Here is a 24,381-nt window from a genome sequence, read left to right on the forward strand (position 1 = left end):
CGTTAGCGTTGAGCGGGAGTAGAGACTCCTGGGATTACATCCCGGATAGTCAGAATGGTAAAAACCACGAGTATTCCGAATAAACTGGCCCCAATACTGTGGTGGGTAATGGTGAGGAGTTCAATCTGCAGGTGTAGACGGAGAGTCGCGGTACCCACCAGAATTTGCAAGCCTAGTAGACCCAGGGCCATCCAGGCCAATTGCCGTAGACGAGGATTTAAAGCTGGAGTGCGGAGAGCCCAGACCATAGTAATGACAACCCCTAAGCTGGCCGGAATGACTCCCAGGAGATGACTATTCAAAATTCGACAGAGGGGAGTACCGGCAACGGCCAAGCATTGATGGGCGGCCCAACGGGAACCCACGAGCCCCCCCAGAAGGCATTGACCGTAGAGACAAAGGCTGGCTAAACCGCTACTCCAGCGTAGAGGGCCGGCGGTATGGTAGCTGGTGTAGGGCATGAGGAGGCTAGCCATCACCAACAGACTGGCCAAAAATAGCAGAGCGGTAGCCAGGTGGGCCGTCACAATATCAAAGCGTAGAAGTTGGGTCACGGTCAGGCCCCCCAGTAGGCCCTGGACTAAAATCAGTCCCAAGGCCCCCACCGTAGCCCAGGGGAGCCAGCGGGGTAAAATCGTCCGGAACCAGAAACTAAGGCCCACTAATAGGAGGGTGCTGACACCGATGAGGGCCGCATCAAAACGATGGAACCACTCCAGAAAAACCTGGAGATTCATCTGTTGTGTGGGTAGCCATTGACCATAGCAGAGGGGCCAATCTGGACAGGCTAGGCCCGCATTCATTACCCGCGTCGCACTGCCAACGGCCATGAGCAGGAGGGTTGCTAGGGCCAGCTTCCAAATCAGCCGTCGTATCCAAGTCTGAATTAGACTAGGGTTAAATTGTTCATCTCGTGCCAGGGTCGAATCTATCATTACCGTTGGGAAATAGTTGATATAAAAATTTATGACAAGTTGTCGGAGTAAACACTTGCGTCAGATTTTAACGAAGACTGGTAAAAGGCCGGTAGTTTAATCTGAACAACTCCAGGGATTCTTTAGATTTAATTCAGGATCACTCCCCCGCCGAATCCCCGTTACACTGAAAAAAATTTTGTTCCTTACAACCCCGTGTCTCTAACCTCTTCCCTGGCCCGTACTCCCCTCTATCCATTAATCACCGCCGCTGGCGCCAAAATGACTGCCTTTGCTGGCTGGGACATGCCGGTTCAATTCTCTGGACTGAAGCAAGAACATTTAGCCGTCCGTCAGCAGGTGGGCCTCTTTGATATTTCCCACATGGGTAAATTTCGTCTAGTTGGGCCAAAGGTTCTGTCCTTTCTCCAGGGCCTGGTGCCTTCTAACCTACATCGTCTGGCCACCAGTCGAGCCCAATACACGGTTCTCCTCAATGCCCAGGCGGGGATCATCGACGACATCATTATTTATAATCACGGTGGCCCCGCAGATAGAGAAGAAGTCACCCTGATTGTGAATGCGGCCACGACAGAGAAAGACAAGCAATGGCTTTTACCCCACTGTCAGCAAGCCGGAGTGGAATTGCAGGATCTTTCCCAGGAATTGGTTTTGCTGGCCCTGCAAGGCCCCCAGGCCCTGAGCACCCTGCAACGACTGTTCCCGCAGGATTTCAGTGAGCTACCGACCTTTGCCCATCAATCCATAAAGTTTAATGGGGAATCTATTTTTCTAGCTCGTACTGGTTACACCGGCGAAGATGGTTTTGAAATCATGGCCTCGGCAGAAACAGGTCAAAAACTATGGCAGACTTGGCTGGACTGGGGGGTGACGCCCTGCGGTTTGGGGGCCAGGGATACCCTCCGCCTTGAGGCTGGTTTAGGCCTCTACGGCCAGGATATGGATGAGCAAACCACGCCCCTAGAGGCGGGTCTGGGCTGGTTGGTGCACAGGGATAAGCCCGACCCTTTTATCGGTCAGGCCATTTTAGAACGGCAAAGACAGAACGGACTGGCCAAAAAACTAGTGGCCCTGGTGATGGAAGACCGTCACATTGCTCGTCCCGGCTATGCCATTGTCTGCGAAGGCCAACCCGTCGGCCGCGTCACCAGCGGTACGTTGTCCCCGTTTCTTGATCAAGCCATCGCCCTGGCCTACGTTCCTCCGGCCTGGAGCCAGCCAGGCCAAAGTCTGGGGGTCGAAATTCGGGGAAAAATCTATGCCGCTCGTGTTGTTAAACGGCCTTTCTATCGTCGTCCTTAGCGAGTCCCTGAATAGGGATAGGGGCCTTTTTTCCAAGGGAATCGGCTTTAAAGCAGACGGCTTTTTGATATTATGTAGGGTGTTCTAGGTCAATCAGACTCCGCCTGATATTGACCTGTGGCCCCAAAATCGCCCTGACAGCATACTGGTATTAAAAATAACGATAGGAGAACTACAAAATGTCCATTATCTTTCAAATCGCCCTAGCCGCCCTGGTTTTATTTTCCTTTGTCATGGTAGTTGGGGTTCCCGTTGCCTACGCTTCCCCCCAAAACTGGGATCAATCTAAACCGCTTCTCTATTTAGGCTCCGGTATCTGGGCCATTTTGGTCGTCGTCGTTGCTATTTTGAATTTCTTTGTTATCTAAACGGAATCCCTAGGGACGGTGATCCGCCGAGTCCACCCCATTTCGGTGTTTGATCACCGATATTTTTTAGAGTCACCATTTATGACCGTTTTTGAAGGAACGTTTGCTCCGGTTTCACCGCCCTATCGCTTTGCCATCGTCATTGCCCGTTTTAACGATTTGGTCACTGATAAGTTGGTCTCGGCTTGCCAAGATTGCCTAAAGCGCCACGGCATTGATACGGAACCTGACCATGACCAAGTAGATTACGTATGGGTTCCTGGCAGTTTTGAGGTTCCCTTGGTGGCCAGAAAGCTGGCCCTATCCGGTCGCTATGATGCCATTATTTGTCTGGGGGCCGTGATTCGGGGCCAGACTCCCCATTTTGACTTTGTGGCCTCAGAGGCGGCGAAGGGAATTGCCTCCATTGCGCTACAGACAGGAGTACCTGTTATTTTTGGGATCTTAACCACGGACACGATGGAACAGGCCCTAGAGCGGGCCGGCATTAAGAGTAATCACGGTTGGCACTACGCTCTTAATGCCTTGGAAATGGCCAGTCTAATGCGACAAATGCCATCGTCTTTTGCCTCGGGGCAAATCGTTTAGTCTCCGTATGGTGCCTGGAAATTCCCGAGGACGGGGAGTGGTGGTGCTGGGTTAATGTCCTGATTGTGTCACAATCAAGGAAAACCCGATTGGATCACCCTACTCTTCCATGATTCCTACCGTTATCGAAACCTCTGGGCGTGGGGAACGCGCCTTTGATATTTACTCCCGTCTACTCCGGGAACGCATCGTTTTCCTCGGTCAAGAAGTCCGGGACGAAAGCGCCAATCTTGTGGTGGCCCAACTTCTTTTTCTCGAAGCCGAAGACCCCGAAAAGGACATCTATCTCTACATCAACTCTCCAGGTGGGTCGGTTTCCGCCGGTCTGGGTATTTTTGATACCATGAACCAAATCCGCCCCGATGTTTGTACTATTTGCATAGGTTTGGCCGCGAGTATGGGGGCCTTTTTGCTGAGTGCAGGGGCCAAGGGCAAACGCATGAGTCTCCCCAATTCCCGTATTATGATCCACCAACCTCTAGGAGGCGCCCAGGGCCAGGCGACGGATATTGAAATCCAGGCCAAGGAAATTTTGTATCTCAAAGGGTTGCTCAATCAACACCTGGCTAATCACACCAGCCAACCCCTTGAGCGCATCGTCGAGGACACGGAGCGGGATTTCTTCATGTCTGCGGAAGATGCGAAGGAATACGGCTTGATTGACCAAGTGATTAATCGTCGGCCTTCTGCCGTCAATCCCCTCTAGAGCGCCACCTACCCGGCCCTTTCGTTTCTGGGTCGGGAGCGCAGAATATCGATCACGATCTGACCGCCAAAATCAGGAATGGGGGGGGCTTCTTTAGTGAGTCGCACCCGGACTTGGGTAACGCCGGTCAGCGTTAAAATGGCTTCGGCAATTGCCTCACTCAATCGTTCTACCAGGGCAAAGCGAGCCGAGCGTACCAACTGCTGAACTTTTTCAATGGCCTGGCGATAGTCAACCGTATCCTCTAAGCAGTCGCTCTGGCCCGCCTGTGACAGATCCACCCACAACGTCAAATCCACCTCAAACCATTGGCCCAATACCTGTTCCTCGGGTAGGAAACCGGTATAGCCATAGCAACGGATGTTTTGAACATGGATCGTATCACTCATGACAGGCCAGGCAAGTTCACTGAGACAAAATTAACCAAAAACCGTCATCGGCTGTTGTTGGGCCAGAAAACGGTCATAGATCATACTGCGGAAGGTCTGGAGGTCGGACTGCCAGGCCCCGAGGTACTGTTCTAGCACGGGAATCCGGTCAGCGGGGGTTTGGGCCTCTAGACGATAAGTAAAATTACCGCTGAAGAGCAGGGCCTGGAGAGTGGGTTGGTCAGGGATTTGCAGAAGAGCCTGATTGATATTGAGGGTCAATTGGCATCCCTCAAACTGATAGAGAAAGTTAACCCCGGCCTGGACGGGCGCTTTACCAAAATCCTGCCAAGGCCCTGGATTCAAAAGAGTTTGGGTGATATATTTACGGGCCCCATCGGCCTGGTCTGGAAAAGGAATCAAACATTTGGGACTAATGGTCAGACCCAGGTATTCTGCATTGGGGAGTTTTTGCACAAATTGCCGAGTTGTTGCCGCCACAGCCAGATCGTCTACGGCTTTATTCGTCATGGTTTCCATGAAATTGATAACTCGGGGCTGGGCCACAATTCCCAGGCCATTTTTGAACATCAATTGGGAACCATTGGGGCCGACCACGGCGGGACGAGCCAATTCCCACTCATTGGGAATGATGCCACTGAATTTTAAAAATTGCTCACTTAAAAGAGCCGGATCTAGTTCTTTGACCGCCAGCGTCAGGGTAATTTCTTGAATTTCCTTAGGCAGACTGCTGGCCTCGGTGCTAGGGGAAGAAGGCACTGTCGTCATAAAAATACTGAAAAAGTAAGCACAGTTTACACTTAACTCTATTAGGCTAGCATTGACTGTGCTTACCTCGATCGGTGGAATCCCTAGGAAACAAAAGCAGTAGAACGCTTACGTCGATAGGTTTTAGTAATGGCAGGGCTAGAAGACGGGATATCTTCTCGTCCTGGAACGGGCATGTTTCCGTTGCCTGTGGCGGCCTTGAGTACCGGCATAGCAACCGTCGAGGTAACTCGTCCACTAGGCGCCACACTATCCGTTTGCAGTAGGAGAAGCACAACGGGACTACTTTGCAGCTCTCGTTTGATCAAACGCTGGAGCACCGCTTCCAATTCCTGGCGCAGGGCCTCCCAACGCATCTGGGCCTTGCCATTACTTGTTTCGACAAATTCCTGCCATCGTTCTACTAAAAAGCGCTCTAAATTCCGCACAATTAACTGCTGAAAGAGGGGTCGTTCCACAATCATCACCACTCCTCGCAGATGGATTTCCGGTTGGGCCAGGAGCTTCCCGTTGCGATCCACAGCAGCCGCAATGGTAATCACCCCATCTTCGGCCAACTGCTGACGCTCAATCATGGTGTGTTCATGGACAATACCGGCCTGATCCACCAGTTCAATTCCCGACGGCACTTGCCCCCCAATGGCAATGCGCTCTGGCGAGACCTCGATGATGTCGCCATTATTCACAATCACCGTATTTTCTGCCGGGATCCCCATGGCCTGAGCCATTTGGGCATGTTTGACCAGCATTCGGTATTCCCCGTGAACCGGCACAAAGAATTTAGGCTTGGCCAGGGCCAGCAACATTTTGTGTTCTTCCTGGGAAGCGTGACCAGAGACATGGATGCCTTTATCTTTGCCGTAGATGACCTGGGCTCCCTGCATCATCAAACGATCAATGGTATTAACCACGGCAATGGTGTTACCGGGAATGGGATTGGCCGAGAAAATTACCGTATCGCCGGGGCGAATTTTGATTTGGGGATGTTCTCCCTTAGAAATACGGGTCATAGCCGCCAAAGGTTCTCCCTGGGAGCCAGTAGTCAGAATCAGAATTTGATTGTCGTTTAAATTACGGGCGGCCTTGAGGGGAATAAACAGGTCATCGGGGCACTTGATGTAGCCCAGTTTGCGGGCGTGGGCAATGACATTCAGCATAGAACGGCCCACCACCGCTACTTTACGGCGGTGGCGCAGGGCCAGACTGAGAATAATATTGACGCGATGGACGGAGGAGGCAAAGGTCGTCACCATCAAGCGGCCCGCTGCTTTAGCAAACTCCCGGTCTAGGTTAGGAACCACAAACTGTTCCGAGGGGGTAATGCCGGGGACTTCAGCATTGGTGGAATCACTCAGCAGGCAGAGAACGCCTTTTTCACCGTACTCAGCAATGCGATGTAAATCAAAGTGCTCGCCGTCCACGGGGGTATGGTCGATTTTGAAATCACCGCTGTGGATCACCACTCCCAAAGGGGTATGAATAGCCACACTAAAACTATCGGCAATGGAGTGGGTGTTACGAATAAATTCCACCACAAAGGATTTGCCGAGGCGGACAATTTCCCGAGGAAGGACACTCTGGAGTTTGGTTCGCTCTAGCAAACCGGCTTCTTCCAACTTATCCCGCAGGAGGGCCATAGCCAGACGGGGACCGTAGATGATGGGAATATTCAGTTGCTTGAGATGATAGGAAATGCCACCAATGTGGTCTTCGTGACCGTGGGTAACGATCATCCCCTTAATTTTGTCTCGATTTTCCCGCAGATAGGTCATATCCGGTAAAACAATATTAATGCCGTGCATTTCATCCGTGGGAAAGGCAATACCGGCATCTAACAAGATGATTTCGTTATCGTACTCAAAAACGCAGGTGTTTTTGCCAATTTCGTGGAGACCACCGAGGGGAATAATTTTCAGTTTGGGTTGGTTATTCAATGTAGCCATTGTCCTCCAGAGAGATAGGTAGAAAGGTAAGGATTTGAGGGAAAGGGAAAAAACTGGGAAGAGGCGAGGGGACCGGGAAATACCTGGAAAGCAATTGGGATCACGGCCCCATAAGTTAACGGGTTTTAATGCAAATCTTCAATGATGTAAAGGTTAGCTCTTGTACCAAAGACATCAGGGAATAAATTAACAATTCACCAAGGTATTTCAAGCTGATAGTCAATGTTTGTTGCGGGATACTTCTGAACGTGCTTCATGGTTTTTCTTTCGTATAAGCTTAACATAGGCCCTGAAAATTTTCTAAAGAAAAATTGCGAGGGACAGGATTTTAAAAAGCAGTAAATGGAGGGTAAACTCCCGCCTACTGAAGGGTCATCGCCTAACTTTGCGGGGACAGCAAATTAAAATCTTGGAGTACTTGGATTAAACCCCCTTGAAGAGAGTCTGGTAGTTCGCAGAGGGGGGGACGGAGCCCTCCGACGGGCCAGCCTTGGAGTCGCAGGGCCGCTTTGATGGGAATAGGATTTGTCGTACAAAATAGCACTTTGAATAGCGGGAGTAAGGTGAGGTGAATATCGATGGCTTGGGTAATTTGTCCCTGGAGAAAGGCCTGGATCATGGTTTGAATTTGTGGGCCGACCAAATGGCTAGCAACACTGACCACCCCAACCCCACCAGTACTCAGCAGGGGCAAAGTCAAGACGTCATCACCGGCATAGAGACTAAATTCCTTGGGGGTCAAGGCCCGAATCTGAGCGGCCTGCTCGAGACTACCTGTCGCATCTTTAATGGCAATAATGTTATCAATTTGAGCCAGCTTGGCAATGGTTTCTGGTTGGAGGGATTGTCCCGTCCGGCCAGGGATATTGTAAAGCATGATCGGCAGGTCTGGCGCACTGGCGGCAATAGCCTGGAAATGGGCGTAGAGGCCCTCCTGAGGAGGTTTATTGTAGTAGGGAACGACCTGCAAAGACCCATCTACTCCTAGCCGGGCAGCGGTTTGGGTAGCTTCAATCGCCTCTGCGGTGGCATTCGATCCAGTGCCGGCTAAGACCTTGACCCCCGCCCCGACGGCTCCCTTGATCACCTGAAATAGACGATGTTCTTCTTCCCAGGTCAGTGTTGGGGATTCTCCCGTCGTGCCACAAACCACAAGCCCATCACTACCGTGGTCAGCCAGGTGGATCGCCAACTTTTCTGCCGTCGCGTAGTCCACTTCACCAGCGGAGTTAAAGGGCGTCACCATGGCAGTCAAGACATGGCCAAAGAAGGGAGAAGGCATAGGCTAACGGTCAATCAGTAAAAGTAAGGATTAAGTTTAAGGGGAGGTGGATTAGGGCCTGAGCCAATCCTTCTCCAGAAGGAGTTCGGCAATTTGCACCGCATTCAGGGCCGCTCCCTTGCGAATTTGGTCGCCGCACAGCCACAATTCCAGTCCACAAGCATGGGAAATATCTTGGCGAATCCGACCCACCAGAACCTCATCCTGGCCTGTCGCATCCAAGGGCATCGGGAAATAGTTAGCCTGCCAATCTTCCACCAGTTTTACCCCAGGGGCCTGGGCCAGAATCTCCCGCGCCGTTTCTACAGCAAAGGGCTGGTCAAACTCCAGGTTAACGGCTTCTGAGTGGGCCCGCAAGACGGGAACCCGTACACAGGTGGCCGTCAGGCGCAGGTCAGAATCACCAAAAATTTTACGGGTTTCATGGACCATTTTCATCTCTTCCTCACAGTAGTGATTCTCCGTGATCGGGGAGTTGTGAGGAAACAGATTAAAGGCCAAGGGATAGGGCAAGACTTCGGCCGTCGGGGTCTGGCCAGCGAGGATGACCTGGCTTTGTTGTTTAACTTCAGCTATGGCCCGGGCCCCAGCTCCACTTGCGGACTGATAGGTCGAGACGACCAAACGACGTATGGGCTGGCGTTGATGTAAGGGATAAACCGCAACCCCAAGTAAAATTGTCGTGCAGTTGGGGTTGGCAATGATGCCTTGGTGTTGAGCGGCGGCCTGGGGATTAATTTCCGGAACCACCAGCGGCACCGTGGGCTCCATCCGAAAGGCACTGGAGTTATCGATCATCACGGCTCCTGCCTCCGTGATGGCCTTAGCCCACTGCTTGGAGGTACTCCCCCCCGCGGAGGCCAAGACAATGTCGACACCTTGAAAAGCTGAGGCGGTTACCGCTTCCACCGGTAGGGCTTCCCCCTTAAAGGTCAAGGTTGTTCCCGCAGAACGGGGAGAGGCCAAGAGCTTTAAATGGCTGAGAGGAAACTGACGACTCGCTAAAAGGTCTAAAAGTTCAGTCCCTACTGCTCCTGTTGCCCCCAAAATGGCAACTTGCACCGGTCTAGACAAGGGTTACGCCTCCGTAAGATTGAGTGGTTAGATGGCGAGGAATTGATTCCGTCACGAGAAAGACTACTGGCCCTGGGCAACTGGGGGGATTGGACTGAGGAGGTGTCGGCCCCACCCACTAAATTTTTCGCAGAAAACTCATTTTCTGTCCGCAAATATACTATTATCAGAAGGGCTAATTGGGAAAGGTTGCTTTCGCACAAAACAACGCTGATTTATCCTACTTAGAGGGCAAGCAGAACCCATTCGCTTCCTCAGCATACCATGGGCAGTCCGTTAAGTCAGGATTTGTCATTCAAGACAGCATCATTTTTCCCTTCCCTCCGAACGTTTAGTAATCGAGATCCACAGAGAATGAAAGTTACCCAGGAAAAACTCCCGGACAGTCGTATTGGCCTAGAAATTGAAATTCCGGGCGAAAAATCGCAAAACACCTATGATACTGTTGTTAAAAATCTGGCCCGTACCGCCAATATTCCTGGGTTTCGCAAGGGTAAGGTTCCCCGTCAAATCCTACTACAACGTCTTGGCAGTTCCTACGTGAAAGCTGCAACTCTAGAGGAACTCCTACAGACGAGTATTAAGGATGCGATCTCCCAAGAAAAGATTGAATCCCTAGGTAGCCCCAGCTTACGCTCTAATTTTGAGGAACTAGTTCAGTCCTTTATCCCTGGTGTTCCCCTCACTGTTTCTATCGCCGTGGATGTGCCGCCTACCGTTACCCTTGGAGAGCTCGAGAATCTTACGGTACAAGCGGAAGAAACGCTCTACGATCCTCAACAAGTGGAGGATTGGCTAGAAGAGCGCCGCGAGGCCCAGGCAACGTTGATTCCAGTGGAAGACCGCCCGGCCGCTCTAGGAGATGTGGCCATCGTGGACTATCAGGCCTATCGTCTTCTGGAGACGGGAGAACGGGGTGAGGCCATTGATGAAATCCATGGCACTGATTTCAAAGTGGAACTGGAGGAGGGCCGCTTTGTGACAGGTATTGTCGAGGGCATCACCGGTATGGCCTTGGATGAAAATAAAGATGTAGAAGCCAGTTTCCCCGAAGACTATCCCCTAGAAGCTGTTGCTGGGGACACGGTTATTTTTAACGTGACGCTTAAGGAAATTAAAGCCAAGGAATTACCGGAACTGGATGATGACTTTGCTGATGAGGTCAGTGATTACACAACGCTGGCAGAATTGCGAGAGAGTCTCGAAAAGCGATACCAGGAAGAAGCGGCCGATAAAACCAAAGCCAGCATCCACGACGCCATCCTGAAAGAATTAGTCAAGGTTTGTAGCGTAGACTTACCCGATACCCTGATTCAGGAAGAAACCGGCCGGGTGCTGACCCAAACGGCCATGCAAATGGAGCAGATGGGTCTGGATGTCCGTCGTCTCTTCACCGAAGAGATGATTCCCCAGCTACGGGAAAATGCTCGCCCCGAGGCCATTGAACGGCTCCAGCAGAGCCTCATTCTCTTAGAAATTGCCAAAATTCACGCGATCCAACCCGATCCAGAGGCTCTCCAGACCCGGATCGATGAAGTGCGGACTCAGTTCAAAGGCCAAGCCATTGACGAAACCAAGCTCCAAACCGTGATTACTGAAGAGATGACCCAAACCCAGGTGCTGGATTGGCTCCAGGAAAAAGTGACGGTAGAGTTAGTCCCCCTCGGCACCTTGACGGCGGCGGAAGCAGAAGAAGACGTGACGACTCTGGAAGCAGAGGTGACGGAGACCGCCGATGCGGCCCTGGCAACGGAAGCCGTCTAAAATCCGGCAGCTCACTGCAACGACTGGTTTAGGGGCGCTATCTGGACAGCAATTCCCCCTGAACCAGCAAACTATGTCAAAATTAAGGCACCCTTTCCAATCTGGAGCGTCCTGGCGATTCTTTTGCCAGAGCAATATTCCCACACTATTTTCTCTTTTTCTGGTTAGCAACCATGGTTCAATCCCGCTCTCCCCGCTATTCCTATCGCAGTTACTGCCAGCCTGATATCCACAATGTGGTGCCCATGGTGGTTGAACAATCTGGCCTCGGTGAGCGTGCCTTTGATATCTACTCCCGGCTCCTGCGAGAACGCATCATCTTCTTAGGAACCCCCGTGGATGACCAAGTGGCGGATTCCATCGTGGCTCAACTCCTCTTCCTCGATGCCGAAGACCCGGAAAAAGACATTCAGCTCTACATCAACTCCCCCGGTGGTGGGGTCTACGCAGGCCTAGCCATCTACGATACGATGCAACAGATTCGCCCGGATGTGGCCACCATCTGTTTTGGTCTAGCCGCGAGTATGGGGGCCTTTTTACTGTCTGGCGGTACCAAGGGTAAGCGTATGGCTCTGCCCAGTTCCCGCATTATGATCCACCAGCCCCTGGGCGGGGCCCAGGGCCAGGCCGTCGAGATTGAAATTCAAGCCCGAGAAATTCTTTACATCAAGGAACGTCTCAATACCATGCTGGCGGAGCACACGGGCCAGCCCATGGAACGGATTAGTGCGGATACTGAACGCGACTTTTTTATGTCTGCTCAAGAGGCCCAAGAGTATGGCTTGATTGACCGGGTGATTTCTCGCCCTGACCTGCCCGACCCCTCTATTCCCGTTACTTCCCTCGGTTAACGCCATGTCTAAATATGACTCCCATCTCAAGTGCTCCTTTTGTGGTAAATCCCAGGAACAAGTCCGCAAGCTGATTGCAGGCCCGGGAGTGTATATCTGTGATGAATGCGTAGAACTCTGTAACGAAATTTTAGATGAGGAATTACTGGAGGCCCAGGGGGCTGTTGGCCCTACTTCTCGTCCTCCAGAGAAACCTCCCCGTAAATCCCCCCCACGGGCACCCTTGACCCTAGAGCGCTTGCCCAAGCCCACGGAAATTAAGCAGTATCTAGATGAATACGTGATTGGTCAAGATGAGGCTAAAAAAGTCCTCTCCGTGGCGGTCTATAATCACTACAAGCGTCTGACCCTACTCCACGATGCCGGCGAAAAGACCCCGGCGGTAGAATTGCAAAAGTCTAATATTTTATTGGTTGGCCCCACTGGCTCCGGTAAAACCCTACTAGCCCAGACCCTCGCCAAAATTCTTGATGTTCCTTTTGCGGTAGCCGATGCGACCACCCTAACGGAAGCGGGTTACGTGGGGGAAGATGTGGAAAATATTCTCCTGCGCCTGTTACAGGTAGCCGATCTCGATGTGGAGGAGGCCCAGCGGGGGATTATTTATATCGATGAGATTGATAAAATTGCTCGCAAAAGTGAAAATCCCTCCATTACCCGCGATGTTTCTGGGGAAGGTGTTCAGCAGGCCCTGCTGAAAATGCTGGAGGGAACCCTAGCCAATGTCCCTCCCCAGGGCGGCCGCAAGCATCCCTACCAGGATTGCATTCAGATCGATACCAGTAACATTTTATTTATCTGTGGCGGGGCCTTTGTCGGTCTCGAAAAGGTGGTAGAGCAACGCCTGGGTAAAAAATCCATGGGCTTTATTCGTCCCGGCGATAGTCCTAGCAAGGAAAAGCGGGCGGCGGATCTGATGCGTCAGGTCGAACCCGATGATTTGGTGAAATTTGGCATGATTCCCGAATTTGTGGGGCGGATTCCAGTCATGACGGCCCTCAATCCTCTCGATGAAGCAGCCCTGGTGGCCATCCTCACCCAACCCCGCAATGCACTGGTCAAGCAGTACCAAACCCTCCTGGGTATGGACAAGGTTAATTTGGAGTTTAAACCCGATGCCGTTCAGGCCATCGCCAAGGAAGCCTACCGCCGCAAAACCGGAGCGAGGGCCCTGCGCGGCATTGTGGAAGAGTTAATGCTGGATGTGATGTATGAACTCCCCTCCCGCAAAGACCTCCACCACTGTCTGATTACGCGGGAAATGGTGGAAAAACGCTCCACTGCCGAACTGCTCTTACATCCCTCTTCCTTACCTAAACCGGAATCTGCTTAGCTTCAAAGATACTGGCCAAGGACTTCTCGCGGCCCAACTAAAGACAGATAGGGGTCTTGTAGATAGGTCTGGGCGACTCGCTGGGCATCTGCCGAGGTCACCTGACTAATCTGTTCTTGAAAAAGGCTATCGAAGGCAATTCCCAGGCCCAGGGCCTCGTACCAGCCAAAGAGGTGGGCAATTTCCCCATTAGTTTGTTTTCCCAGGGCATACTGGCCCAGAAGTTTATTTTTAGCCGTTGTTAGCTCAGCCTCGCTCAGGGGATGATCACATAAACGGTCGGCTTCGGCCCGTAGGCCCTCAATGGCCGTAGTCGTATTGTCCGGCGCTGTACCCATGTATAGAACAAACTGGGAGACGCCTAGACGGGTGGGATAAAAGGCTGACACATCGTAGGCCAGGCCGCGCTTTTCCCGGAGTTCTACAAAGAGACGACTGGACAGGCCGTTGCCCAGGTAGGTATTCAACAGCTTAAGGGCCGCATAATCCTCACTCGTCACCCCAGCGCCCAGATAGCCCAACATGATAATAGCCTGCTGAGTACTCTGGGGTGTGGTGCTACAGTAGGGCCGGGCCTTGAGAGGCGGCAGGGTCGGGGTTAGAACCGATTGGGACGGGATTGTCCAATCCCCGAAGGTATCTTCCAGTAACTGGAGCATCGGCTCGATCTCTAGACATCCCGCCAAGCTAATCACCAGGTTGTCGGGACGAAAATAGGCCTGGTGATAATCCACCAGATCCTGACGATGGAGGAGGGGAATGGTCTCTTCCTTGCCCAGCACCGAAAGGCCATAGGGGTGTTCGGGGTACATGGCCTGGCGCAGTTGCTGAAAGGCCACATTGAAGGGTTGTTCCCGTTGGGATTGTAGGGATTGCAGGGTCAAACGCTTTTCCAACTCAATTTCCATTTCGGGAAAGCTGGGATAGCGTAAAATTTCCGCCGCCAGGGCCAGAATGTCTGGAAAATCTGCCGTGACTGTTTTGAGGTTAATCAGCCAATAGTCGCTTGCCGCATCAGCCCCCAAACTGGCCCCCAGGGACTCCACTGCCTCCGCAATGTCTAGGGAGGATAAATGCTGGGTTCCCTTGGTGATCACGGTTGCCAACAGATGGGATAAGCCCGCCTTACTGGGGGAATCCCAGGAAGAACCGGCCTTTTTCAAAAAAATTCTGCCGGCAATCAACTCCGCCGCTGAGTTTTCAGCCAAAATCACGGTAATGCCGTTAGCCAGAACAACACGATGCAGAGATTGGTGATGCCGCATGGAAAGTTAAATTAAGGAAAAAGGAAATAAATATGATCTTACCCTAGTCTTCTGACCGCAGAATCGTCACGGCATAGTAATCTGGGGAAAGGTATTGCTGGGCTAGTTTCTGTAAAGTGGGAGCTGTCAGATTTTGAATAATTTGGGGATAGGCCAGGGCCGACTCGGCCGACGCCAGAGTATGGTAATAGCCGTAGAGCCCGGCCAGTTGACCAGGAGTTTCGGTGGAGAAAATATAGTCGTGGCACAGTAAACGTTGGGCGCGGGCCAACTCCTCGGCGGAAATCGGCGCTTGCTGGAGATGACGGATACTGTCTCGAATCCAGGCCTCGACCCGTTCTAAGTATTCTGGCCCTAACCAAGCTGTCAGGCTAAAGAGACTGGCTTCTTTTTGCAAAGAGAAACTACCGTGGATATCTGCCACCCACTGCCGTTCTTCCCGCAATTGACGGACTAAGCGTGCACAGCGGCCCCCCGTGAGTACGGCCGATAACAGATCCAGACCGATATTATCTTCTAAACGATTAATGCCAGGCCCTGTCCAGCCCATCATCAGTTGGGCTGCTCCCAGGTTGGGCCAGACGTGTTCTTGACGACGAATTTCCACCAAGGGGGGACTGGCCTCAAAGTGGGTGGGTGGGCATTCCGAGGGCACGAAAAATTGTTCAAAGGTGTTTTGAATTAACTGCAGGGCCTGGCTTTCCGGAACATCTCCCACCATTACTACTGTCATATTATCCGGCTGGTAGTGGGTGCGATGAAAACACCGCATTTGGTTGGGGGTGTAGCCCTGGAGTTGGGCGGCGGTGCCTAGCACCGAGCGTCCGTAGGGATGGTTGGGATACAAACTCTGGCACAGGCTTTGGAAGACGAGCCAATCCGGGTCATCCTCACTGCCCCGAATCTCTTCTAGTACCACATCCCGCTCGCAGTAAAATTCTTCCTCGGGAATTTCGGCCTGGAGTAGAATCTCGGCCAGGTAGGGTAAAGTTTGGGGTAGGTAGGCCGAGGCCGTGGTCAGAAAGAAATGGGCATAATCATGACTGGTGGCCGCATTGGTCATGCCTCCGTTGCATTCGATCACTTGGTCAAAAACGCCGGGGGGAATCCGCTTCGTCCCCTTAAAGATCATGTGCTCGAGGAAATGGGCCATACCAGGCCACACATTGGGTTCCACAATCGCTCCTGCCCGCACCCAAACATCCACCACTGCAACCGGAATAGTAGGCAAATACTGATGAATCAGGGTTAAGCCGTGGTCAAGGGTAAAGATACGAGCCGGAAAAGAAGCCTGGGGGGAATGTTCCTGTAACTGCACCAATCATCATGCCATTTGTTTAACTTAATGGTAGATTATCGGGCGCTTTACGCTTCATTAACCTTTTTGAATTGTCGGAGAATCTTGATAAGAAGCACCACTGCGCCGTTTTACCTCAGTTTATGACCTGGGTTCACCAGGGGGGTATCACTGGTTTCTGCTTTCGTTTCCGAGTCAAAGCTCGGTTTACTACCACGAAACTCGTTAAGGACACCCGTATTTTTCAAGCATAGATCAAAAAACTTTGTTGGCAGTCACCAACGCAGTCGTAAGCTTCTTCGCTATTGTAACGTAACTCTTAAGAAAATTTCTAGACAACATTTGCCCTATCCCTAGACCAAGCAATTTTATTTAGGGGAGACTGTCCTCTGTGACTTTATCCGCCCCGATGATGTGGCTCAGGGCCTGTAGTCGCTCCCAATCCAGAATAGTAATTTGGGCACCATTGACGGTAATGATTCCTTCATTGCTGAGACGATAGAAGGCCCTCGACAGGGTGGCGGGAACAGTACCCAGGGCAGCCGCTAGTTGCGTTTTCGTTAGATCTAAGGTAATGGTATTAGTTAACGGCACAGGGTCGCTGGTGCGGCCAGAGTTGGGATGGCTCAACTGGAGCAAATACTCTGCCAGTCGTTGGGGCACATCTTTAAAAGAGAGATTTTCAATGACGCCGACTAAATGGCGCAGGTGCTTGGATAAGCTAATTAGCATATGAATAGTAATACTGGGCTCAGCCTGCAAGAGGGCCAAGAAAGCCGGGCGTGGAAAGAAGAGCAGTTCAGTCCAATCCAAGGCAGAAGCACTGGCCGGGAATGGCTGGCCATCCAAGGCGGCGACTTCCGCAAAATTATCGCCTGCCTCAAAAATATTGAGAATTTGCTCCTTGCCCGTGGGGGATACTTTAAATAATTTAACACGCCCTGTTTTTACGACAAAAAAACCTGTTGCTGGCGTCTCTTGCTTAAAAATGAGTTCATTTTTTTGCCAGGTTTGAAATTGAGCAATTTGGAGTAAGTGGGACAATTGCGAAGAAGAAAGTTCACGAAAAATCATGGTGGTTTGCAGCCAATTTCCTAAATCCGTGTTTAAGCTATTCATCTTTGTCGCTAGGGTATCGCCTGGAATATGTCGTTTTTTTTAAAGTTTAATATCTCTTTACATTATTGCAAGAAAATCCTAAAACTTCAGGATGTCTTAAGCTCTATTTTGACTTAAGTCAAAGCAATGGCAGGGGAATTTGCCTAACCTGGAAAGTGCTCAACAATGGAAGATGCAACCATGGCAAATCCAACTTTTGATCTGGCTGACGCCCAGGGCCTTGAACGCCCTAGGCGATTTACTCTCCCGGCGTGGCTTGTACTCATCTGTCTGGTAACGTTTACGGTCTTGATTTCGGCCGGCGCTGCTATTTATAAAAATGCACCCCCGATCCCAGCAACGGTGGTCTCGCCTCAGCAGGAAATGATTCTGACTCAGGAGAATATTCAACACGGGCAGGAAACCTACCTCGCTCGCGGCGGCCAGCACATTGGCAGTATCTGGGGCCACGGCAGTTACCTGGCGCCGGACTGGACAGCGGATGTGTTGCACCGTTGGGGTTTGGCCACTGCTGGCGTCCTCTACAACGGCGATGCCACTTTCGATCAGGCGGATTGGGAAGCGTTGTCGGACAGTGAGCGGGCCTTGCTCCAGGTTGAAGTCCGTAATCAATTTAAGCCCAATCGCTACGACTCAGAGACTGACACTTTAACCTTAACAGCCGCCCAGACGGCAGGCCTGCAAGAGGTTTTCGCTGACTATCACACCCTATTAACCAACGGCTCGGCGGTGCATTCTATTCCTCGGGATTGGTTTACCGACGACACCCAAATTCGGGATGTGACGGCCTTTTTTAGCTGGACGGCTTGGACAGCGGCGGCAAATCGTCCCCATGCGCCCTTTTCCTACACAGCCAACTGGCCCCACGACGATCTGATCGGCAACCAGGCCCCCGGGCAGTTTTTGGTTTGGTCGATTGTTTCGGTGATTGTTTTGATTGCGGCCATTGCCCTCTTTCTATTTATCTATCTGACCCAGGAAGATGCCGAAGAAATCCAGAGCGTGGCGGAACGTCCGGCCCTGCGTCTGGCAACCCCCAGCCAGAAAGTGACGACCCTCTTTTTTGGAGTGGCGATGGCCCTATTTGGGGTTCAGTTACTGATGGGCATGGTCACGGCCCACTACGCCGTGGAAGGGGAAGGCTTCTATGGGGTTCCCCTTCAGCAGTACTTACCCTATGCCGCTTCTCGCACCTGGCATTTACAATTGGCAGTCTTTTGGATTGCCACCTGTTGGTTGGCCGCTGGTCTCTACTTTGGCCCTCGCTTTGGCAAACATGAACCGAAGTTCCAGGCCATTGGTAACGGCGTGCTGTTAGCCGCTTTAACCGTGGTCGTGGTCGGTTCCCTCGTCGGGGCCTGGGCTGGTGTCCAGGGTTATCTTGGCGATAAAAGCTTTTGGTTTGGTCATCAGGGCTACGAGTATGTGGAACTGGGCCGTCTCTGGCAGTTGTTGCTGATCGGTGGTATGGTCTTCTGGCTCTGGTTGATGTTCCGGGCCCTGCAACCGGCCCTGAAAGCCGAAGGCAGTAAAACTGGCCTGAACCACTTTTTCCTCTATAGCGCCATTACCATTCCCTTGTTCTATGCTTCAGGGTTAATGTATACCAATCATACTCCCCTCAGTATCGCAGAGTACTGGCGTTGGTGGGTGGTACACCTCTGGGTAGAAGGCTTTTTTGAAGTGTTTGCGACGGTAGCCATTGCTTATCTCTGTAGTGAACTGGGTTTCCTGAAACGTTCCTCGGCACTACGGGCCACCTACCTGACTACCATTCTTTATCTCGGCAGTGGGGTGATTGGCACCTTGCACCACCTCTACTTTGCGGGGACGCCGGTATTTATCACCGCCATGGGGGCCGTTGCCTCGGCCCTGGAAGTGGTGCCCCTGACCTTGATCGGTTTTGAAGTGGTGAAATCCCTCAAACTCTCCCAGGAGGCCCAGGGCTTTTACCGGATGCCCCTTAAGTTCTTTATTGCGACCTGTGTGTGGAATTTAATCGGGGCTGGGGTCTTTGGCTTCTTGATCAATCCCCCCATTGTTCTCTACTACTCCCAAGGTATTAACACCACGCCCATTCATGCCCACTCGGCCCTCTACGGAGTCTACGGCTCCCTGGCCATTGCCCTCATGCTCTTTGCCCTGCGGGAAATTACGCCGGATCGTTTTTGGGATGAGAAAAACTTCAATTTTGCCTTCTGGTGGATCAATGGCGGCCTGGTGCTGATGATGGTCACTGGCCTGATTCCCAACGGTTTCTATCAACTGATGCAATCGATTAACCACGGGACTTGGTACGCCCGTAGTGCGGAAGTCATTGCTTCTCCTTGGATGCAGGGGACGGTGTGGCTAAGGATTCCCGGTGATCTGGTCTTTACCGTCGGGGCCATGATGCTGATCTACTGTGTTGGTCAAGCGGTGTGGGGAATTTTCCAACAACCCACCCAGGCCCAACCCACAGAATCAAACGTGATTCCCTCTTCTACCAATTCATAGCCAATTACTAATCCATTGCTGAGGCCTGGGTTCGTCATTCTCAAGTCAACATCAATGGATGCTGGCCCGGCGATCCGGCTTCAACCTACTAAGCTCAAACTATTCAAGGAGAGAAGCCGTGGCAACTTTATTTGAAAAACTAGGTGGCGGTGCCGCCGTTGATCTAGCCGTTGATAAATTTTACGAGCGCGTCCTCGCCGATGACCGTATCAAACACTTTTTTGCCGATGTGGATATGGCCAAGCAACGAGCCCACCAAAAAGCCTTTTTGACCTATGCCTTTGGCGGTACAGATAAATACGATGGCCGCTATATGCGCGAGGCCCATTGGGAATTGGTCGCACATCACGGCCTGAACAGCGACCACTTTGACGCCGTGGCCGAGGACTTAATGACGACCCTTCAAGAAATGGGGGTTCCCGAAGACTTGATCGCAGAAGTGGCCGCCATTGCCGGCGCCCCAGCCCATAAACGGGATGTCCTTAATCAGTAGTTTTGTTCATTTACATCAGGATGCAAGTCTTATGATTCGTTTACTTGTTGGTGTTTTGGTCTTTGTGATCAATACCGTTTACGCTAACCGCCCCTATCCTCCCTAGAAAATCTGGCCCCTGGTGTGCTCCAGGGCCAGCTTCCGATCCCTCTACTTGTGGAGTTAAACCATGAATACTTTTCTAACCAGTTATATCGTTGGGGCCATTGTCCGCGACCACCCGGCCCTTGCTATAATCCTCGCTCGACCCGATTAGACGGCGCAACCCTATAATACGGCTGACGGAAAAAGAGCAACATTTTAATTCATTGTTTTGCTTCCTTAAACCAGGGCGATTTTAGCCATGTTTCTCCGGTTGACTTTGCCATCTTGGAATACAGATAAATGACTACCCTAGCGACTCTGCGGATTATTTTGGTGGAACCCGCTGGCCCCCTGAATGTGGGGTCAGTGGCCCGCGTGATGAAAAATATGGGCTTGCAAACCCTGATCCTCGTCAATCCCCAGTGTGACCCCCTGGGAGAACAGGCTCGACAGATGGCGGTGCATGGCCTGGATGTGCTGGAACAGGCCCGTTGTGTTCCTACCTTGGCCAAGGCCCTGCAGGGTTGTCAACGGGCTATGGCTACGACGGCCTTCAGTCGCAATCTCCATTCGCCCCTGGAGGCCCCCCGTCAGGCCCTCCCCTGGCTTCTGGAAGCAGAGGCGACCAGCGCCCTCATTTTTGGCCGGGAAGACCGGGGTCTGAGCAATGAAGAACTGAACTTGGCCCATCGTTTTGTCGGCATTCCTGCCAATCCGGCCTATGCGTCTTTAAACCTGGCCCAGGCCGTGGCTATCTGTGCCTACGAGCTATATCAACATAGCTTCCAGGCCAATGCTTTGCTCCCCCTTGCACCAGAGACGGGACAGGCTCCCCTAGAACATCTAGAGGCCTATTATCAACATCTCGAAACAATCCTGCTAGGAATTGGAGTACTTTATCCCCATACTGCCAAGGCTCGCATGGCTAAGTTAAGACGCATTTACCAAAGAGCCTGCCCGAGCACAGAAGAGGTGGCCCTCTTACGGGGAATTTTGCGTCAAATTGATTGGATTCAGCAACATTTGCCCCCAAAACCGGGTCAGGATGCTTAGTCGCTTAGCCTTTCTCTTGACCTGCCTCTTGTACCCACAGGAATTTTCTGGGGGTGTAAACGCCGGGTTATCTTGACAGTCCGGTGGTTAATGGTACGGTTATAGGCTAGGGTCATTCCCTCCTTTTTTGCTTCCTCCTCAAATACCCATGCCCCGTTCAAGACCCCGCCGCTCGGAGCGTCGCTCCCTTACCCTGGTTGCCTCTCCCTCAGAACAGGCCCCGGAAACAACCCCTGTTGTTAATCCTCGTCCTCGTAGTACAGCTCGCCAACCCAATGTCATTATCGCAACCGGTCTTTACGTTCTGCGCCTCGGTATTCTAGGGGCGGGTCTAGGAGTACTGGCGGGAACAGTATTAACGACCTTTGCCCCGACTCGTTTTCTCTCCCCTGAGGCCTTAGCCTCTAAAAAAATGTCGCTCTCAGCCACAGCTGAGGATTCCCGGCCGATTAAACCTCAACACCTGGTATCTAATCTGAATCAGTGGTTGCAAGAACCCAAGCCCGTCGCCTCAGCCGCTCCAACCGCATCCTCTGTGCCGGAACTGACTGCTCCCCAGCGGTCGATGCCGGCCCCCAGCCAAGAGATGACAGCTCTGACCCAAAAATTGCAGGCCCTGGCCAAGCCGCTCCAGCCGAAAATCAAACCCTACGCCTACTTCATTGATGTAGACAATGGGCAGTACGTTAACCTAGCGGGAACTCAAACCCTACCTGCAGCAAGTACAATTAAACTCCCCATTGTCATCGCCTTTTTTGAGGATGTGGATGCGGGAAAAGTGATGCTCCAGGAACAACTCCCCCTCTCCAAGGATGTGATTGGCAGTGGCTCAGGAGATATGCAGTACCAAGTCGGGAAAGTCAAGAGTTACAGCGCTCTGGAAACCGTCACCAAAATGATTGTAATTAGCGACAATACCGCAACGAATATGCTGATTAAACGTCTGGGGGGCAAACAGGCCTTAAATCAACGCTTCCAGGCCTGGGGGTTAACCCAAACGGTTATTAATAATCCCCTACCGGATCTCGAAGGCACCAACAAGACCAGTCCCCAGGATCTGGTCAAGGCCCTGATCAAGATTCACCAAGGGGATACGCTCTCGCTCAAGTCCCGCGACCGCCTGCTGAACATTATGCAGGGTACTAAAACCCGGACTCTCCTCCCCCAAGGCTTGGAAACAGATGCCAAGATTGCCCATAAAACGGGGGATATTGGTACCCTGTTGGGAGATGCGGGCATTATTGATATGCCCAATGGTAAGCGCTACATTGGTGCAGTGATGGCCACTCGGCCCTACAACGACCCTGCGGCTCGTACCCTGATTCAAAATATTTCCCGCACTGTTTACCAGCACTTTAAGGGCACAACCCCTCCGCCTCCAACAGTGGCCAGTAAACCCGTGAGTAAACCAGCCCCACTGGTAGCTAAGCCCAAGTCCTTGCCTTAGACCAATGCTCCTAATTAGGGCTATGGATCTCTACCCCTCCACCTCCGCTTTTTCTCCGTCACAAGGGGAGGACGAGCGAGGTCCAGTTGTATCGTCGGGTTTTAGAGATTGAGGATTAACCATAACGGCTCAATCCCAGAGGCGACGACGGGCCTGGCCCTGTAGGCGTTGGTGCGCATCCCGCAATAGATTGGGAATAGCCAATTGTTCAGGACAACGGGGCAAACAATCGCCACAGTCCGTACAATGGTGGCCTCGACGGCCAGGGAACCAATGACCCGCATTTTCGAGCATTTGGTAACGATATTGGCCAAAAGCTTGCATGTCGTAAGCCAGGGCCAAATTACGGAGCCGGAGAATTTCAGGAATATTGATGTCCTCTGGGCAGGGTAAACACGCATAGCATTGACGGCAATAGTCCGAGTCGAGGGCCTGTCGGGCCTGGACTTCTAGCCCCTGGAGTCGAGCTTGTTCCAGGGGAGTTAAGGGGCCAACTTGGTCGGCCCACTCTAGAGGTTCCTGTAATTCCTGGGCATTGGCTGGGCCAACGCTCAGCGTCGTAATGCGGGGATCACTGAGCAGAAAACGATAATTCAGGCCCAGGGGCGTGAGGGGATGACAGAGTTCCCTTAAGCGTTGGGGCGGGTTGTAAAGTTGGCCTCCCTTATCCGCAGGAGAAATAATAAAAATGCCTAGGTCGAGGGACTGGGCCAGCGCAATAGCAGGCGCTAGCCGTTGATAGAAGGTGTAGTAGTGGAGATTAACGAATTCAAATAAGCCGGTTTGGATCGTCGAGAGGACGAGTTCCAGGGGGCCATGGGTAGAAAAACCAATGTGTCGAATTTTGCCGGCCGCTTGGGCCTGTTGGAGAACCGAGAAACAACCCCCTGGTTGAGTAACCCAGGCTAGATGCTGGGGGGTATTAATGCCGTGGAGGGCCAAGCAATCCAAGTAATCCACCTGCAAGCGGGCCAGGGAGTCGTCCAACGCTTGGCTTAGACTGGCCGCATCCGGTGTGGGACAGAGTTTGCTGGTCAGGTAAATTTGGTCGCGGGGCAGTGAACGGAATACTCGTCCTAGGTACACTTCGCTGTTACCGTAACCCCGAGCCGTTTCCAGATGATTGATGCCAGCGGCCCAGGCCTGATGGACGGTTTCGGCCATGACGGCTTCTGAGGCCAGACAACGCATGGTTCCCAAGGAAAACACTGACAGGGCCAGGCCCGTTTTACCAAAACGACGATATTGCACTAGGACTGTTCACTTTCTTCTTCGGAGCTAAGGCCAGCCTGTTTGATCAGATCTTCGGGCCGCAGATTAGAAATAAAGTCCCGGAAGGCCTGGCGCTCCTCTTCGTCCGCATCCCGATCCACGGGAATGGAGGCATCGGCAATCACCTCTTCCATCACCCAGATGGGGGTATTTAAGCGCAGGGCGATGGCAATGGCATCACTGGGGCGGCAGTCAATTTCTTTTTTAATTTGGCCCTGTTCCAAGCAGAGAACGGCGTAGAAGGTATTGTCCTGGAGGGAATGGATAATAATGCGGTCAAGTACCAAATCCCAGGCCTGGAAGAGATTGACGATCAAGTCGTGGGTGAGGGGCCGGGTCGGCTTCTGGTTTTCTAGCGCCCCAATAATGGCCCGGGCTTGGTCTTGGCCAATGTAGATGGGGAGGGCCCGACGATCAGAACCGTCTTTCAGTAGAACAATAGGACTGCGAGTAACCGCATCCAGAGCAATTCCAGCAACTTTCATTTCAATCATCGGCCTGATCCTTGGGCTGTAAAGGGACGCGGTGAAGCGCCTTGACCACTCCTATTGT

General features: G+C 52.2%; 22 protein-coding genes and 1 other RNA gene. 11 read left to right on the plus strand and 12 right to left on the minus strand.

The genetic code is table 11. From position 1 onward, the window contains the following. Positions 1 to 2: 2 nt before the first annotated feature. The gene (locus ABXS88_RS04430; RefSeq protein ID WP_353673976.1) at positions 3 to 935 is read right to left on the minus strand and encodes a heme A synthase; all 933 of its coding nucleotides are present in this window, start codon (positions 933 to 935) and stop codon (positions 3 to 5) included. 261 nt (positions 936 to 1,196) lie between these two features. On the opposite strand from ABXS88_RS04430, the gene gcvT reads away from it, so the two are divergent. The 4 genes from gcvT (at position 1,197) to clpP (ABXS88_RS04450) (ending at position 3,899) form a co-directional block, all read left to right on the plus strand. After that, positions 1,197 to 2,237 (plus strand): glycine cleavage system aminomethyltransferase GcvT, encoded by a 1,041-nt coding sequence (gcvT, locus tag ABXS88_RS04435; RefSeq protein WP_353674776.1) that lies wholly within the window; start codon positions 1,197 to 1,199, stop codon positions 2,235 to 2,237. A gap of 179 nt (positions 2,238 to 2,416) precedes the next feature. Continuing rightward, complete coding sequence (psbZ, locus tag ABXS88_RS04440) at positions 2,417 to 2,605, plus strand: photosystem II reaction center protein PsbZ (RefSeq protein ID WP_353673977.1); 189 nt, start codon at positions 2,417 to 2,419, stop codon at positions 2,603 to 2,605. Between the two features lie 81 nt (positions 2,606 to 2,686). Continuing rightward, on the plus strand, positions 2,687 to 3,193 hold the full coding sequence (ribH, locus tag ABXS88_RS04445) for a 6,7-dimethyl-8-ribityllumazine synthase (protein WP_353673978.1): 507 nt from the start codon (positions 2,687 to 2,689) through the stop codon (positions 3,191 to 3,193). A gap of 109 nt (positions 3,194 to 3,302) precedes the next feature. Next, on the plus strand, positions 3,303 to 3,899 hold the full coding sequence (gene clpP, locus ABXS88_RS04450; RefSeq protein ID WP_353673979.1) for an ATP-dependent Clp endopeptidase proteolytic subunit ClpP: 597 nt from the start codon (positions 3,303 to 3,305) through the stop codon (positions 3,897 to 3,899). An 8-nt stretch (positions 3,900 to 3,907) separates the two neighbouring features. On the opposite strand, the gene folB is transcribed toward clpP (ABXS88_RS04450), so the two are convergent. From folB to ABXS88_RS04475, 5 genes are all read right to left on the minus strand, one after another. Continuing rightward, a complete protein-coding gene (folB, locus tag ABXS88_RS04455; protein WP_353673980.1) occupies positions 3,908 to 4,288 on the minus strand; it encodes a dihydroneopterin aldolase in 381 nt (126 codons plus the stop codon). A 30-nt stretch (positions 4,289 to 4,318) separates the two neighbouring features. Then, the gene (locus ABXS88_RS04460; RefSeq protein WP_353673981.1) at positions 4,319 to 5,056 is read right to left on the minus strand and encodes a hypothetical protein; all 738 of its coding nucleotides are present in this window, start codon (positions 5,054 to 5,056) and stop codon (positions 4,319 to 4,321) included. Positions 5,057 to 5,139: 83 nt separating this feature from the next. Continuing rightward, positions 5,140 to 6,999, minus strand: a complete 1,860-nt coding sequence (locus ABXS88_RS04465; RefSeq protein ID WP_353673982.1) for a ribonuclease J — start codon at positions 6,997 to 6,999, stop codon at positions 5,140 to 5,142. A gap of 379 nt (positions 7,000 to 7,378) precedes the next feature. After that, complete coding sequence (gene dapA / locus ABXS88_RS04470; protein WP_353673983.1) at positions 7,379 to 8,281, minus strand: 4-hydroxy-tetrahydrodipicolinate synthase; 903 nt, start codon at positions 8,279 to 8,281, stop codon at positions 7,379 to 7,381. Between the two features lie 51 nt (positions 8,282 to 8,332). Next, the gene (locus tag ABXS88_RS04475) at positions 8,333 to 9,355 is read right to left on the minus strand and encodes an aspartate-semialdehyde dehydrogenase (RefSeq protein WP_353673984.1); all 1,023 of its coding nucleotides are present in this window, start codon (positions 9,353 to 9,355) and stop codon (positions 8,333 to 8,335) included. 354 nt (positions 9,356 to 9,709) lie between these two features. On the opposite strand from ABXS88_RS04475, the gene tig reads away from it, so the two are divergent. The 3 genes from tig to clpX all read left to right on the plus strand — a co-directional run bounded on the left by tig (position 9,710) and on the right by clpX (position 13,303). Continuing rightward, positions 9,710 to 11,119 carry a trigger factor gene (gene tig / locus ABXS88_RS04480; RefSeq protein ID WP_353673985.1) on the plus strand — a complete coding sequence of 470 codons (1,410 nt, stop codon included), beginning with the start codon at positions 9,710 to 9,712 and terminating at the stop codon, positions 11,117 to 11,119. Between the two features lie 173 nt (positions 11,120 to 11,292). Continuing rightward, positions 11,293 to 11,970, plus strand: a complete 678-nt coding sequence (gene clpP / locus ABXS88_RS04485) for an ATP-dependent Clp endopeptidase proteolytic subunit ClpP (protein ID WP_353673986.1) — start codon at positions 11,293 to 11,295, stop codon at positions 11,968 to 11,970. Positions 11,971 to 11,974: 4 nt separating this feature from the next. Continuing rightward, positions 11,975 to 13,303 carry an ATP-dependent protease ATP-binding subunit ClpX gene (gene clpX / locus ABXS88_RS04490; protein WP_353673987.1) on the plus strand — a complete coding sequence of 443 codons (1,329 nt, stop codon included), beginning with the start codon at positions 11,975 to 11,977 and terminating at the stop codon, positions 13,301 to 13,303. Positions 13,304 to 13,305: 2 nt separating this feature from the next. On the opposite strand, the gene ABXS88_RS04495 is transcribed toward clpX, so the two are convergent. From ABXS88_RS04495 to ABXS88_RS04510, 4 genes are all read right to left on the minus strand, one after another. Continuing rightward, on the minus strand, positions 13,306 to 14,568 hold the full coding sequence (locus tag ABXS88_RS04495) for a pitrilysin family protein (RefSeq protein WP_353673988.1): 1,263 nt from the start codon (positions 14,566 to 14,568) through the stop codon (positions 13,306 to 13,308). Between the two features lie 43 nt (positions 14,569 to 14,611). Next, the gene (locus tag ABXS88_RS04500; RefSeq protein WP_353674777.1) at positions 14,612 to 15,886 is read right to left on the minus strand and encodes a pitrilysin family protein; all 1,275 of its coding nucleotides are present in this window, start codon (positions 15,884 to 15,886) and stop codon (positions 14,612 to 14,614) included. A gap of 90 nt (positions 15,887 to 15,976) precedes the next feature. Next, a non-coding RNA gene (gene ssrS / locus ABXS88_RS04505) (6S RNA) lies at positions 15,977 to 16,161 on the minus strand. A 76-nt stretch (positions 16,162 to 16,237) separates the two neighbouring features. Further along, complete coding sequence (locus tag ABXS88_RS04510; RefSeq protein WP_353673989.1) at positions 16,238 to 16,939, minus strand: Crp/Fnr family transcriptional regulator; 702 nt, start codon at positions 16,937 to 16,939, stop codon at positions 16,238 to 16,240. Positions 16,940 to 17,164: 225 nt separating this feature from the next. Between ABXS88_RS04510 and ABXS88_RS04515 the strand changes: the two genes are divergently transcribed. From ABXS88_RS04515 to ABXS88_RS04530, 4 genes are all read left to right on the plus strand, one after another. Further along, a complete protein-coding gene (locus tag ABXS88_RS04515) occupies positions 17,165 to 19,480 on the plus strand; it encodes a nitric-oxide reductase large subunit (protein ID WP_353673990.1) in 2,316 nt (771 codons plus the stop codon). Positions 19,481 to 19,598: 118 nt separating this feature from the next. Further along, positions 19,599 to 19,973: a group 1 truncated hemoglobin gene (locus ABXS88_RS04520; protein WP_353673991.1), complete on the plus strand. Its 375-nt coding sequence runs from the start codon at positions 19,599 to 19,601 to the stop codon at positions 19,971 to 19,973. Positions 19,974 to 20,357: 384 nt separating this feature from the next. Next, complete coding sequence (locus ABXS88_RS04525; RefSeq protein ID WP_353673992.1) at positions 20,358 to 21,110, plus strand: RNA methyltransferase; 753 nt, start codon at positions 20,358 to 20,360, stop codon at positions 21,108 to 21,110. A gap of 148 nt (positions 21,111 to 21,258) precedes the next feature. Next, positions 21,259 to 22,557, plus strand: coding sequence for a serine hydrolase (locus ABXS88_RS04530; protein ID WP_353673993.1), 1,299 nt, complete (start codon positions 21,259 to 21,261; stop codon positions 22,555 to 22,557). Positions 22,558 to 22,686: 129 nt separating this feature from the next. Here the strand turns inward: ABXS88_RS04530 and ABXS88_RS04535 are convergent, their stop codons facing one another. After that, a complete protein-coding gene (locus ABXS88_RS04535) occupies positions 22,687 to 23,808 on the minus strand; it encodes an aldo/keto reductase (protein WP_353673994.1) in 1,122 nt (373 codons plus the stop codon). Continuing rightward, positions 23,808 to 24,323: a bifunctional nuclease family protein gene (locus ABXS88_RS04540; RefSeq protein WP_353673995.1), complete on the minus strand. Its 516-nt coding sequence runs from the start codon at positions 24,321 to 24,323 to the stop codon at positions 23,808 to 23,810. The genes ABXS88_RS04535 and ABXS88_RS04540 overlap by 1 nt, the downstream gene beginning before the upstream one ends. Positions 24,324 to 24,381: the final 58 nt, after the last annotated feature.

The organism is Synechocystis sp. LKSZ1, from assembly GCF_040436315.1.
Lineage (GTDB): Bacteria > Cyanobacteriota > Cyanobacteriia > Cyanobacteriales > Microcystaceae > Synechocystis.